13 protein-coding genes and 1 pseudogene are annotated in these 12,328 nt (G+C 55.9%); 8 read left to right on the plus strand and 6 right to left on the minus strand.

Going from position 1 to position 12,328, the window contains the following annotated elements:
- The first annotated feature begins 393 nt into the window (after nucleotides 1-393).
- From BUC32_RS15555 to BUC32_RS15575, 5 genes are all read left to right on the plus strand, one after another.
- Nucleotides 394-1,125, plus strand: a complete 732-nt coding sequence (locus BUC32_RS15555) for a hypothetical protein (RefSeq protein WP_073254930.1) — start codon at nucleotides 394-396, stop codon at nucleotides 1,123-1,125.
- A 429-nt stretch (nucleotides 1,126-1,554) separates the two neighbouring features.
- A complete protein-coding gene (locus tag BUC32_RS15560) occupies nucleotides 1,555-2,544 on the plus strand; it encodes an NAD(P)H-dependent flavin oxidoreductase (protein ID WP_073254933.1) in 990 nt (329 codons plus the stop codon).
- Nucleotides 2,541-3,209, plus strand: a complete 669-nt coding sequence (locus BUC32_RS15565) for a histidine phosphatase family protein (protein WP_073254936.1) — start codon at nucleotides 2,541-2,543, stop codon at nucleotides 3,207-3,209. Before BUC32_RS15560 ends, BUC32_RS15565 begins: the two co-directional genes overlap by 4 nt.
- A gap of 86 nt (nucleotides 3,210-3,295) precedes the next feature.
- Nucleotides 3,296-4,321 (plus strand): phosphotransferase family protein, encoded by a 1,026-nt coding sequence (locus BUC32_RS15570; protein WP_073254939.1) that lies wholly within the window; start codon nucleotides 3,296-3,298, stop codon nucleotides 4,319-4,321.
- Nucleotides 4,314-5,099 carry an SDR family NAD(P)-dependent oxidoreductase gene (locus BUC32_RS15575; RefSeq protein WP_073254942.1) on the plus strand — a complete coding sequence of 262 codons (786 nt, stop codon included), beginning with the start codon at nucleotides 4,314-4,316 and terminating at the stop codon, nucleotides 5,097-5,099. The genes BUC32_RS15570 and BUC32_RS15575 overlap by 8 nt, the downstream gene beginning before the upstream one ends.
- Here the strand turns inward: BUC32_RS15575 and BUC32_RS15580 are convergent.
- Nucleotides 5,096-6,031: a homocysteine S-methyltransferase family protein gene (locus BUC32_RS15580; RefSeq protein ID WP_073254945.1), complete on the minus strand. Its 936-nt coding sequence runs from the start codon at nucleotides 6,029-6,031 to the stop codon at nucleotides 5,096-5,098. The two genes, BUC32_RS15575 and BUC32_RS15580, sit on opposite strands and share 4 nt — an antisense overlap.
- A gap of 155 nt (nucleotides 6,032-6,186) precedes the next feature.
- Between BUC32_RS15580 and BUC32_RS15585 the strand changes: the two genes are divergently transcribed.
- Nucleotides 6,187-6,606, plus strand: a complete 420-nt coding sequence (locus BUC32_RS15585) for a PaaI family thioesterase (RefSeq protein ID WP_322788022.1) — start codon at nucleotides 6,187-6,189, stop codon at nucleotides 6,604-6,606.
- Nucleotides 6,607-6,618: 12 nt separating this feature from the next.
- Here the strand turns inward: BUC32_RS15585 and BUC32_RS20685 are convergent, their stop codons facing one another.
- Together BUC32_RS20685 and BUC32_RS15595 are read right to left on the minus strand one after the other, a co-directional pair.
- On the minus strand, nucleotides 6,619-6,795 hold the full coding sequence (locus BUC32_RS20685; RefSeq protein ID WP_175556952.1) for a hypothetical protein: 177 nt from the start codon (nucleotides 6,793-6,795) through the stop codon (nucleotides 6,619-6,621).
- A 102-nt stretch (nucleotides 6,796-6,897) separates the two neighbouring features.
- Nucleotides 6,898-8,307 carry an aminotransferase class V-fold PLP-dependent enzyme gene (locus tag BUC32_RS15595; protein WP_073254950.1) on the minus strand — a complete coding sequence of 470 codons (1,410 nt, stop codon included), beginning with the start codon at nucleotides 8,305-8,307 and terminating at the stop codon, nucleotides 6,898-6,900.
- A 110-nt stretch (nucleotides 8,308-8,417) separates the two neighbouring features.
- Between BUC32_RS15595 and BUC32_RS15600 the strand changes: the two genes are divergently transcribed.
- Entirely contained in the window at nucleotides 8,418-8,885 is a 468-nt protein-coding gene (locus BUC32_RS15600; RefSeq protein ID WP_073254953.1) for an Lrp/AsnC family transcriptional regulator, read from the plus strand.
- A 204-nt stretch (nucleotides 8,886-9,089) separates the two neighbouring features.
- Here BUC32_RS15600 and BUC32_RS15605 read toward each other — a convergent pair.
- Nucleotides 9,090-9,335 (minus strand): annotated as a pseudogene (locus BUC32_RS15605) (IS5/IS1182 family transposase); the annotation flags it as partial.
- Between the two features lie 118 nt (nucleotides 9,336-9,453).
- Between BUC32_RS15605 and BUC32_RS21235 the strand changes: the two are divergent.
- Nucleotides 9,454-9,846: a GFA family protein gene (locus BUC32_RS21235; RefSeq protein ID WP_073254956.1), complete on the plus strand. Its 393-nt coding sequence runs from the start codon at nucleotides 9,454-9,456 to the stop codon at nucleotides 9,844-9,846.
- Between the two features lie 90 nt (nucleotides 9,847-9,936).
- On the opposite strand, the gene BUC32_RS15615 is transcribed toward BUC32_RS21235, so the two are convergent.
- Nucleotides 9,937-11,157 (minus strand): serine hydrolase domain-containing protein, encoded by a 1,221-nt coding sequence (locus tag BUC32_RS15615; protein ID WP_083599353.1) that lies wholly within the window; start codon nucleotides 11,155-11,157, stop codon nucleotides 9,937-9,939.
- Nucleotides 11,158-11,261: 104 nt separating this feature from the next.
- Nucleotides 11,262-12,293 carry an extracellular solute-binding protein gene (locus tag BUC32_RS15620; protein ID WP_073254959.1) on the minus strand — a complete coding sequence of 344 codons (1,032 nt, stop codon included), beginning with the start codon at nucleotides 12,291-12,293 and terminating at the stop codon, nucleotides 11,262-11,264.
- Nucleotides 12,294-12,328 lie beyond the last annotated feature (35 nt).

A 12,328-nucleotide genomic window follows, 5' to 3' on the forward strand; every position in this document is an offset into this window, starting at 1 on the left:
TTGGATAAGAGGCTAACCCAACCTCGGACAGCCCAATAAATCAAAGCGATTGCACACGTCAAAGTGCGAGAAAGAAAGAGTTTTTCAACAAAATCAGCCCATTTTGCCGAGCGAGCAGTTGCGGCATTTCGCAACCGCAGCAAATTCGCGCGAGTAAGGTCGGCTCTTAGCCGACATTGACGGCAATCTCGGCGAACATCTGGTTCGATTCTAACTCGTAATCGTAGCGTCGATAAAAGGACTAAAGTTGGCATTTTTTCTAAGTCGGTGAGTTGTCTGGCGGAAACCACAATCCCGCGCTAAAATCAACAAAGCACAACAACCCCCTTTTCTGGATTAGCGGATCATTTTAGCATTGAGCTAACACCTACTAACTTTCCATTGGAGACATCCATGAAGCTCTTTTTGAAACACCTCACATTTTCGGCGGCATTGGCTGTTTCAGCATCCTCTGTGGTGGCACAAGAGAGTAATTGGAATTTTGCGGCAACTATGTATCTATTCATGCCTGAAACTAACATCGCATCTGGTGGGATAGAAGCCACATTGAGTTTCAGCGACGCTCTTGAAAATTTGGATATGGCCTTTATGGGGGCCTTTGAGGCAAACAACGGACGTTGGGGGCTTTTGGGAGATTTTATGCTGACTGACCTTGAGTTTTCAAACAATACGCCCGGTCTCGCATACTCTGGCCTGAACACAACAATGAAGACGCAGTTTTTCAATGGCTATGTTCTATACAGCGCCTACCAAGCTCCAACCGTTAAACTTGATGTTGCTGCAGGTCTTCGATGGTTCGACACAAGTTCTGAACTAGATTTAGTATCCGGTCTTTTACCTGGAAGAACTTCCAGTGCGAACGATAGCTGGGTAGACCCTGTGGTTGGTGTGCGCGCGCAATTTGAAATTTCTGATAAATGGTCTGGGACTGTTTTTGCCGATTACGGTGGGTTCAGCAGTGACAGCGAAACTTGGCAGGTTCTTTTGACCGCCGACTACAATATTAGCGAACGCTGGTCCTTGCGTTTCGGATACCGGCATATCTCTGTTGATCACGATATAGGTGGCTCTGCTTTTAAGCTTGATCAGTCTGGGCCAATGATTGGGGCAACCTATCGGTTTTGAGTAACTGATTGCTTTATCTGCTTAACGAATATTGGTACCTCGCGCGGCGAAAGTCGACTTTCCGCCCGTTGTGTTGAAAAACTCTGCTTTTGCAGAAAACCAGTGAAAAATTTGCCCGTTGAGGGGCGCCGAGATTTTTGGCCAGGGGCCGGCCAAAACACCGCTTTGGCGATGTGAAAGGCTGTCATGTCCCTCTCGCGCCCGCGGAGAAAGTCCGCTCTCCGCCCTTCTTTCAGGTCACCTTCGCTGATGCAGCGCCGATTGAGCTCTTGCGGCGAAAGTCGGGAAAGTCCGCAAAGCAGACGTTGAGCCGAAACACTTCTCCGGGCCTACAAAGACACGCCAAGTGACGCAATGTCCTTTGCATCCCCTCTTGCCTTGTGCGCATAAATACATACCGTCGGGTATGTATCGTAACAGGAGACACGCATGCCCGGTGACAGCCATTTGCCCAAAGCCCTTCAAGGGCTTCGAATCCCCGCAGTTGCCTCGCCTTTGTTCATCATTTCGGTGCCTGCGCTGGTCATTGCGCAATGCAAGGCCGGGGTGATTGGTAGCTTTCCGGCGTTGAACGCACGTGAAAGCGAAGGTGAAGCACCGCTGCTTGAGGCATGGCTCAAGGAAATCACAGAGGAACTGGATCGCCACAATCAGGCCAACCCGGACTCCCCGGCAGCCCCCTATGCGGTTAACCAGATCGTGCATCGTTCTAACACACGGCTGGATCGCGATCTTGAGATTTGTGCCAAACATGAGGTGCCGATCTGGATCACCTCATTGGGGGCGCGGGTCGAGGTGAATGACGCCGCACACAGCTGTGGTGGCATCGCGCTGCACGACATCATCAACAATCGCTTTGCGAAAAAGGCGATTGAAAAAGGCGCAGATGGTCTGATCGCCGTGGCCGCCGGGGCCGGAGGGCACGCGGGCCCGCAATCGCCCTTGGCGCTGATCTCTGAAATTCGCGAATGGTTTGACGGGCCATTGTTACTCTCGGGGTCAATTGCCACTGGGAATTCTCTGTTGGCAGCTTTGGCGATGGGGGCCGACCTTGGTTATATCGGCTCGCCCTTCATTGCCACTGAAGAGGCCAATGCCGATCAGGGATACAAGGACATGATCGTGTCCTCCGGGGCCGAAGATATCGTCTATTCTTCGTTGTTTACTGGTGTATCCGGGAACTACCTCAAAGGGTCGGTTGAGAACGCAGGTATGGACCCCGACAACCTGCCCGAGGGCGACGTGTCGACCATGAGCTTTGGTGACAAACGCGAAAAACCAAAGGCTTGGAAAACCATCTGGGGATCGGGGCAGGGGATCGGCGCTGTCAAAGACGTGGTCCCTGCCGCAGAGGTGGTGTCGCGTATTGAACGTGAATACCACGCGGCCTTTGCGCGTTTGAAAGACCGCATGACATGAGCCAGATGATGCATCTGGTGCGTCATGCCCAGGCGTCATTTGGCGCCGCGGATTATGACAACCTGTCCGATCTTGGCCATCGCCAGTCAATCGCGCTGGGCGTGGCATTGAAGCGTCAGGGCGTGCGGCCCGACAAGGTGTTCATCGGAGCAATGAAACGCCATCGTCAGACGTGGGAAGGCATGGCCGCTGGTATGGGGCCGGACGCCGAGCCTGAAATCCTGCCGGGGCTGAATGAGTTTGATTTCACCGGCTTGCTGAACGCCCGCTTTGCGGATGGCGGGGCACCGAAAGGCATGCACGACGACCGCCGCGCGCATTTTCGCACCCTGCGTGATACGATGCTGATGTGGCAACGTGACGAGATTGATACCCCACCAGAACAGTTTGCCGACTTTTCCGCGCGCGTGCGCGATGCCCGCGACCAAATTGCGGCCAGCGGTGTGAGTACCGCATTGGCGGTGTCGTCCGGAGGCGCCATTGGCCGGACCGTGGCCGAGATTACTGGGGGGCCTGCGGATCAGATGATCGCACTGCAATTGCAGGTCAAAAACTGTGCCGTGGCGCGGTTGGTGATCTCGCGAAATGGCACGTGGCTGAACGGATTTAATGAGACGCCGCATATCACGGCCGAAAACGAACAAGAAATGCTAACCTACTCCTGAAGCGCATGTGTGATTGGCGCGGTCGGATGCCTCCGGCGGGAGTATTTTGGAAATAGTGAAAACTGCGTGTTTTTGGGGAGGACAGAATGGACGCTTCCAAACTTGATACAGAGGCGGTCGCCGCCTGGCTGGCCCGCAATATGCCGGGTTTTGAAGGGCCCCTTGAGGCCGAGAAATTTGCAGGTGGTCAGTCGAACCCGACCTTTGCGCTGACCTCGCCATCGGGGCGATATGTGTTGCGCCGCAAACCGCCGGGGGTGTTGTTGAAATCCGCCCATGCCGTCGACCGCGAGTTTCGTGTACAAAAGGCATTGGCCGACACGGATGTGCCTGTCGCCCGGATGCATGTGCTGTGCGACGACGATGATGTGATCGGATCAATGTTTTACGTCATGCAACGTGTGGATGGGCGCAACTTTGATGACCCGCGGCTTGACGGTTTGTCAAAGCACGACCGCGCAGCCGTGTTTAACCAGATGAACAAGGTGCTCGCGGCGATCCATTCGGTCGACATTGCTACGGTGGGCTTGTCCGACTATGGGCCCGAGGGCAACTATTTTGAACGTCAGGTCGGGCGCTGGACCAAACAATATCGCGCCTCCGAGACTGAAACCGTGCCTGCCATGGATGCGCTCATCGACTGGCTGGCGGCCAACATGCCTGCCGACGATGGCAAGCGCACCTTGGTGCATGGCGACTATCGGTTGGACAATCTGTTGTTTGCGGCAGACGGGACCGATTGCGTGGCCGTACTGGACTGGGAGCTGTCGACCATCGGCCACCCTTATGCCGATCTTGCGGGGGTCATAATGCAGTGGCAAATGCCGCCCGGCGGTTCTGGGCGGGGCCTGAAAGGCGTGGATCGCGCCAGCCTTGGCATCCCGTCGGATCAGGAATTTATCGGCAAATATTGTGAACGTATGGGCCTGCCGGGGATCGACAAGTTTGGCTTTTACCTCGCCTTTTGTTTCTTCCGCATGGCGGCAATCATCCAAGGCGTGAAAAAACGCGGGCTGGATGGCAATGCGTCTGATCCCGAACGCGCGGCCAAGATGGGCACCTATGTACCGCTGTTTGCAAATGCCGGCCTGGAGGCCTCAAAACATGGATAAACGCTATCAGGATCAGGTGGTTATGATCACCGGGGCCGCATCCGGGTTTGGCAAGATGGCGGCGGAACGCTTTCGCGATGAAGGCGCCAAGCTCGCGTTGTCAGACGTTTCCGGCGATGCGCTACGCGCGGTCGCCGACGCTTTGCGCGCATCCGGAACCGAGGTTGTGGCGGACGTGGTGGATGTCTCACAAGAGGCGCAGGTTGCTGCTCATGTCGCCAATGCGGTCTCTGCCTTTGGCACCATCAATGTCGGTGTCAACAATGCCGGAATAGGCCATGATCTGGCGCCCTTGCATCTTTTGCCGGTCGAACAGTTTGACCAGAACTATGCCGTAAATGCGCGCGGCGTGTTCCTGTGCATGCAGCAACAACTGCCGCATATGCTCAAAGCAGGCCAGGGCGTCATTCTGAATGTGTCTTCTGCTGCGGGTTTGACCGGGGCGTCGCAACTGTCGGCTTATGCGGCGGCCAAACACGCGGTGGTTGGCCTGACCAAGGCCGCAGCGGATGAATACGCCCGCAAAAACATCCGGGTGAACGCAATCTGCCCGGCCTTTACCGTGACGCCGATGGTCGAAGAGATGGCCGAACAGGTCTCCACACGTGCGGGGCTAAGCCGTGAACAGGCGCTTGGCCACATCGCCTCGCGCATTCCTATGGGTCGCGTCGCCCAACCCGAAGAGATCGTGCAGGCGATGCTCTGGGCCTGTGCGCCGGAGAACTCCTTTATGACTGGTCAGGCGATCGCGCTGGACGGCGGGCTGACCGCGATTTAGGGGGTGCGCACCGCCTGAGCGATCGCGCGCATGTGGCGCATGTCGGTGCCACAACACCCGCCAAGAATAGTGATGTTCGGATGGTGGGTGTAAATTTCCGCAAGTTGACGACCAAGCTCCAGTGGGTTGCCTGCATCCAGCTCTTCGGCCTCGTCCAGTTCTGCGTGACTGCAACGTGACGCATTGGCCACGACCCCCTTCAGGCGACGCATCCAGCTTTCCTGAGTTAGAATGCCCGTAAAATGGTCGGGATGGGCGCAATTCACCAGGAAATAGGACGCATACCCGTCTGTGGCCTGATCCGTGGCCTCGATCGCATCCCTCAGGCTGGCTCCGGTTGGCAAGCACCCGTCAGTTTCAACCGTAAAAGAAACCGCAATCGGCAGATCAAACGTCTGCGCCGCGCGCACCATGCCAATGGCTTCCTCGGGATAGGCCAGTGTGTAGGCCCCAATCATATCTGTGCTGGTGCTGGCAAGGACCTCAATCTGTTCGGAATGATAGCGTTCTGCCTCATCAGCGGCCATGATGTCTGATGGCGCATAGGCGTCTGTCCGTGGCCCGATGCTGGCGCTTAGGACCGTTGGCAAGTCGGGGCATTCTTCACGCACTGACGCCATCAACTCAATCGCCTCAATATTGCGTGCCCGCAGAGTCTCTGGTGCATACCCAATGCCCGCCGCCCGATCTCGATTGGCCACCCATGTCGGGCTTTCCAGAATAACACCGGCGCCTTTGGCCCGCCCCAGATCAATCATGTCGTGAAAGTATCTGCGCAGATGGGCCCGTCCTTCTTTGGTTTCCAGTAGCGGATAAGACGCGAACCCCGGCAGATCGACGCCCTGCGAGAAAATCAGATCGGTTTCCATTCCCAGATAGACCAGAAATAGATCGCCCCCCAGCTGCGGCAGGGCCTTGCTATAACGTGTCATGTCTCACCTTGTCTGTTGCGCGCTTTTACTGGACATCAGTGTATAGCAATTCCCGTTTGCGTCCAAATCCACACGATCCTCAGCGAGACCCTCAAGACCGCATTACGGCGATAATGGGGTTTCCCTTCGCCATCTGAGGTCGCTACAAACACCTTATGGAAATGACCCCACTTGATCCCCGCCTCGATGAAAGCCCCTATGCTTTGCAAAAACACCTTGGGTTTCACCTGACCCACTGGGGGCGGGATCATGCGCGTCTGGAATTGCCGATTGAACATTACCTGACCAATCGCGCTGGCCTGCCGCACGGCGGGGTCTATGCCACGTTGCTGGATACAGTGATGGGATATGCAGGCAGCTACACAGGCGATCCGGATCACAAGCGTCTGGCGCTGACCCTGTCACTCACCACCAATTTCCTCAGCCGTCCCAAGGGTCACCTTTTGATCGCCGAGGGGCGCAAAGTCGGCGGCGGCGCTTCGAGCTTCTTTGGCGAGGCCACAATTGTCGATGAAACCGGCGAGGTCGTGGCCCGCGGTTCAGGCGCCTTTAAGTATCGCAAAACCACGCTCTAAAAGCGGTGCGATTTACTTGCCGTTTATGGCGTCTTTTTCTTCCTTGGTCAGCTTGGCGTTCCATTGGTTTTTGCTGATCCCCAAGGCGTGCGGCATCGGTTTGGTCTTGCCAACTTTGACGCTGCCACCATTGTCCAGAAACTGTTTGATCAGGTCTTCGTCGGTTGTCTCTTTTGGTACTTGCTTCATGGCCTCAAAACCCCCAGATTTGCGCATCTCACGTTGCGAAATGAGATATAGAGGCATCTTACCAGCCTTGAGAGTGGAACGCACCGATTCCTATTGTGCCGTTTACGCCGCCTTGGCGGTCTCAGTTGAGACCAGTTCGGTTACAGCATCCAGAATGAACGCAATTGTCGCGTCATCCATCAGGTAACTCAGGTTCAGCCGTACAAAACCCGGTTTGCTTTTGGTGCTTCCCGACAGGATATCGGCGCGGATTTCCTCGGACCAGGCGTCGTCAATATCCATAAGGCGATGCACATATGGTCCCGCACAGGAGCATCCCCCCCGCGCCTGAATGCCATAGCGATCTGACAGGGCTTGGGTGAAAACACGGTAATCGATCCGGTTGCCGTCACTGTCACGTGGCACAAACGACAGGAACGGCAGGCGGTCCTGTTTGTCGGCGGCCAGAATTTCAATACCGGGAACGTCTCCCCAAACGTTGAACGCAACCCTTGCGTTCCCGGCATTGCGGGCAGAGATAAACTCTTGCCCGAGCACATCTTTGACGATCAGCGCCAGTGCCGCGCGGATATCGCCAATTACGTTGGGCGTTCCGCCCTCTTCTCGTTGTTCGATGCAGTCGACATAGTCATGGCGCTTGCCATTCACGAAGGCGACCGTGCCGCCACCGGGGCGGCTTGGCGTTTTGACCCGCACTGCATCGCGGCGCACCAACAGAACACCGCTGCCACCGGGGCCGCCAATGAATTTATGAGGCGACAGGGCCACGGCATCGATCGCCGCGCCACAGGGCAGGGTCATGTCGATCGGCAGATAGGGGCCACCGCCTGCGTAATCCCAAACTATGGCCGCGCCGCGCGCCTTTGCCAGACGGGTCACCGTGGCGACGTCTGTGCAAATACCTGTGACGTTGGATGCAGCAGAAAATGCTGCAATCGTCAGCCCTTGCGCCGCGCAACGTGCAAGTTCTGCATCCAATTGTTCCAGATCGGGTCCACCTTTAGGGGCCTCGTCAATCTCAATCACTTCCGCACCGCTTTCGCGCCACGGCAGGATGTTGGAGTGGTGCTCGTAAGGGCCCATGATGACAAAGGCCTTCTCGCCGCGTTCAATCGCATCGCGCAATCCCAAAAGGTGTACCAGTTGGTTCAGCGCAGACGTGGCCCCAGAGCCCGAAAAAATCACTGCATGGTCGTCCGTATTACCACCGCATTTGCGGGCAATCACGTCACGTGCTTCTGCGCGCATGCCGGTCATGGCCGCCCCGCAAAAGCTGTCGACCGTGTGGCTGTTGGCATAAAACGGCAGCACCTCGGTCATCACGAACTCTTCGACCTGCCGCAATGGCCGACCCGAGGCGATGTAGTCCGCATAGATCAGCTTTTGTGTGCCAAACGGCGTGGCAAAGGTGGTGTCCTTGCCGATCTGCCCATCCTTCAACGCCTGCACCGGATCGGGCAGGGCGCGCAAGTCTTGTTCAAAGCGGGCCAGAGGAGAAAGAGAGATCGACATAGGACACCTGTTCGCATGAGTGGTAGTTTGATTAAGATATGCTGGTATTACTGGGATTCCTTGGCCTAATTTGATTGAGAATTCACAAATTTTGTGTCATGTGATCGAATATGATTGAAAAAATAGATCAAATTGACCGTCGCATTCTGGATGTCGCACAACGGGACGGGTCCCTGTCTCAACGCGAGCTGGCCGAACAGGTGGGCCTGTCGCAAAACGCCCTCTGGCGACGTCTGAAACGGTTGGAAGAAGACGGTGTCATGCTGGGCTCGCACCGCCGGGTCAGCGCGTCAAAACTTGGCTTGGATCTGACGGTCTTTGTGATGGTGCGCACACGCAGTCATTCCGACGAATGGATCGAGGCCTTTCGCTCTCATGTCCGCAACATCCCCCAAGTGATCGAAATGCACCGGATTGGCGGCGACTGGGATTACATGCTCAAGGTCGTGACGCGCGGCATGTCCGGCTATGACAAGGTCTATAAACGCCTGACAACCGGGATTGAGTTGGAGACTGTGACCGGGTTCTTTTCAATGGAGACGATGCTCGAAGACCGCCCCTTGGATGTGTTTGATTAGGACAATAGCCCCGACGCCTTCTTAGGATTCTACAAAGCAGACTTTGGTGTAGCTGTGCAGCGAACGACCGCTACCCGCCGCTTCTGTGGAAAAACAGCCTGTTGCTCGCGCAGAAAGTAGCGTTCCAAATTGAGCACAAGCGCCTTTCTTGTCAGGCATTGTGCGTTTGCTGCGGTGCAAGGAATACCTTGGTCAGTTTGCGGAGGTTTTGACCAGATCCCTGGCGACCTGTCGCGCATCTTCGCGCTCTTCGCGGGTAATCTTGTGCGCATCAGCGTTGGGGCAGCATTTCCGCTTGGACGGACAGGCTTGGCAGACGTCCTTCAAGGCGCAACAGCGGGCTGTGCCCTTGCCGGTCGGGCCCCGGTTCGAATCGGAGTACTTCCGGCGGAACTGTTTGAGCTCGTGACCCCCGGGGCAGATGTATTGATCAATTTCTGCATCCCAGTCTTCCTTCGGTGTCGAGTTTTGCTTGTTCACGTCACTTGCCTAATCCTGGACAAATGGTGACAACCTCTAACCCAGTTTTTATAATCGATTACGTATTCGTGGTACGAGGATTAACTGAATGCCGAGCAAAACGGTTTACGAAGGTGGCTGCCTCTGTGGTGCTATCCGGTTTGAAGCAAAGGCCCCTGCACTCAATCCTCATTCTTGCTCTTGCAAAATGTGCCAGCGTCATAGCGGTGCGCTAACAACAGTTTGGATCGAGTTTTCCAAGGAAGCAGTGGTCTGGACCGGACCTAATGGTAAACCCGCGACTTATCGGTCGTCAGAGATTTCCAGCCGGGCATTCTGCGCGAATTGCGGCAGCACAGTGGGTGCAATAGACGATGGGCCAGTTGTCGCATTGTTGTTAGGCGGCTTTGACAATGCAGACGACAAGGCACTCATCCCAGTAGCGCATTCCTTTCGTGACAGTCCTCCGGAGTGGTGGCGGATAGAGATACACAACGAGTAATTTCCGGCAAAGGACTCTCACACCACCTGCTAAGCAACGACCCATAAGCGCGTTGGCCTGAATTACCAACCTTAGGTGGGCGATGTGGCGTTACCGGATAGCGCGGATGATTGCCTCGCAGGCACGTACGGCGTCGTGGCTATAGGATTGGATCAAGTAGTCAGGCCAGCTCGACACTTTCACCACCACCACATCTGCACTCATATCAATGAAGGTCAATTGTCCAAACACGCCGCGCGCCATGAACACGCCTTTGTCCGGCGCATGCACCCACCAGAATCTGCGATAGGCGCCACTTGGCGACAACAGATCATAGGGATCGCCATGTTTTGACGGATCTGCTCCGCCGCAAATTCCGTCAATCCAGGCTTGCGGAACAACCTGTTCATCGCCGACGCGCCCGCCGTTTGCGACCATCAGCGCAAAGCGGCCATAATCCCGCAGCGTGGCGTTGTACCCGCCGTCCGCCAGCGCGGTGCCCGCATCATCGACGGTAAAGAATCCGGAGTGTTGCGCGCCAATCTTTTGCCAGATCCGACTGGACAAAAGCGTGGCCAGGTCCTGACCACTTACGCGTTCCAGCACCCAGGCGATGACATCGGTTTCGATTGAGCGGTAGGAGAATTTCTGTCCATGCGGCCACTCTTGGGGCAGCGTCAGGATAACGTCGCGGATTGTCGGCTTAATCTCGCCCTTGCGCAGCGGGCGCCAGCCCGAGGCGACATCAACCCGTGTCATATCACTGCCCGGCAGACCATAGTCTTCGGTAAAGCGTACACCGGATTGCATATCAAGCGCCTGATCCACCGTGCACGCCGCATAACCACAGGCCGACAGCTCTGGAACAATGTCAGAAAGCGGTGCAGCGAGATCAAGCAAGCCTTCGCCGTGCAGAATCCCGGCAAGTGTTCCGACGAGCGATTTCGACACAGATTGCCCAAGATGCGCGGCAGAGGGTGTGAAGTCATTGGCATAGGTTTCAGCAACAATCTGCCCCGCCTTGAGCACCAGAAAACCGTCGGTATAACTTTCGGCCAGCCAGTCTGAAATCGACAGGTGGCGGTTGTCAAAAGAGGTGAACGAAATATCGGACAGGTTTTCGGGGGCGTTCGGCAATTCCCGGACGCTGTTGCCCGCAGCCACATCCACAGTTGGAAACAGGCTGCGCATGTTCTGAAATGACCAGCGGTTAAACGGCGCCAGATCCCAGTTGTCGAGCGATGGGCGTTTTTCCGGAGGGGGCGGGAAACCCTGCATAATGCCGATCTCACGCGCCGTCTTGGGCCAGGTGCCGGGTTTGTTTTTGTGCATCTTGCATGCTCCCGCAGGGCGCCTCAAAACAAGGCGCGGTCAGGGTGGAGAATTCAGGGAAAGTGACGGTCCGGTAATGGACCGTCACAAGAGGCGGGCTGGCCTTATTGCTTCAGGCGAGTCCAAACCTTGTTGTACAGATCAACAACGTCCTGATCGCATGGTTTGACAAAATCCGGAACCGGGGCATCTGCTGGCATCACGATCTCAGGCGCACTCAGCATTTCTGCATCCATGAATGCGTCGGACCCAAGAATACCGTTTGCGTAACGCGCAAAGTTGGATGTCATCGCCGCGTTTTCCGGATCCATCATGAAGTTCACGAACAGTTTGGCGTTCTCCATGTTTGGCGCATCGGCCAAAACAGCGACATTGTCCATCCAGCCGGTGAAGCCTTCTTTCGGATAGGCGTATTTCAGAGACGGACGGTCAGTGCGCGCACGCATTGCGGCACCATTCCAGCTTTGCGACAGGTCTACATCCTTGGATGTCAGCTTTTCGATGACCGCATAATCCATCGTGCGCCAATCAGCCTTGGCGTCGGTCAAAAGCGCCAGCAACTCTTTCATCTGGTCTGGGTTCGAGTTGCAGCGCGGATACCCGAGATACCGCAGGCCGGCGTTGATCACATCATTCATGTCATTGAGCATGTTGATGCGGCCTTTGAGCTCTTCTGGTGCATCAAAGATCAGGCCGAGCGTGTTGACGTCACCGCTGTAGATATCGCTGTCGACGGTAAAGCTGGTGGTGCCCCACTGGTAAGGCACCGAATACTTGCGGCCCGGATCCCAGTAAACATCGACCCAGTTGGGGTCCATATTCTTGAAATTGTCCATTTCATGGGCGTTGATCTCGGCCAGAAGGCCTTCGCCGACCATGATCGCGATCATGTAGTCACCGGGCACAACGACATCATAGCCGGTGTTGCCTTCTTTCACCTTGGCCAGCATGGTTTCATTGCTGTCATAGCCATCCAGGGTCACTTCGATGCCATGCTGGGCTTCAAACTTTTCAATCATCTCGGGGTTGGTGTAGTTGCCCCAGTTGTAGATGTTGAGTTTGCCTTCTGCATGTGCAGCCACGGCGCTGAGCGCCAGAGCCGAGACAGCGGCACTTTTGAGTAGAGACAGTTTCATTTTAGTCCTCCGTTGAGTGTTTTGGCGTCCCGCGC

This window comes from Shimia gijangensis (genome assembly GCF_900142085.1).
In the GTDB taxonomy this organism is placed as follows: domain Bacteria; phylum Pseudomonadota; class Alphaproteobacteria; order Rhodobacterales; family Rhodobacteraceae; genus Shimia; species Shimia gijangensis.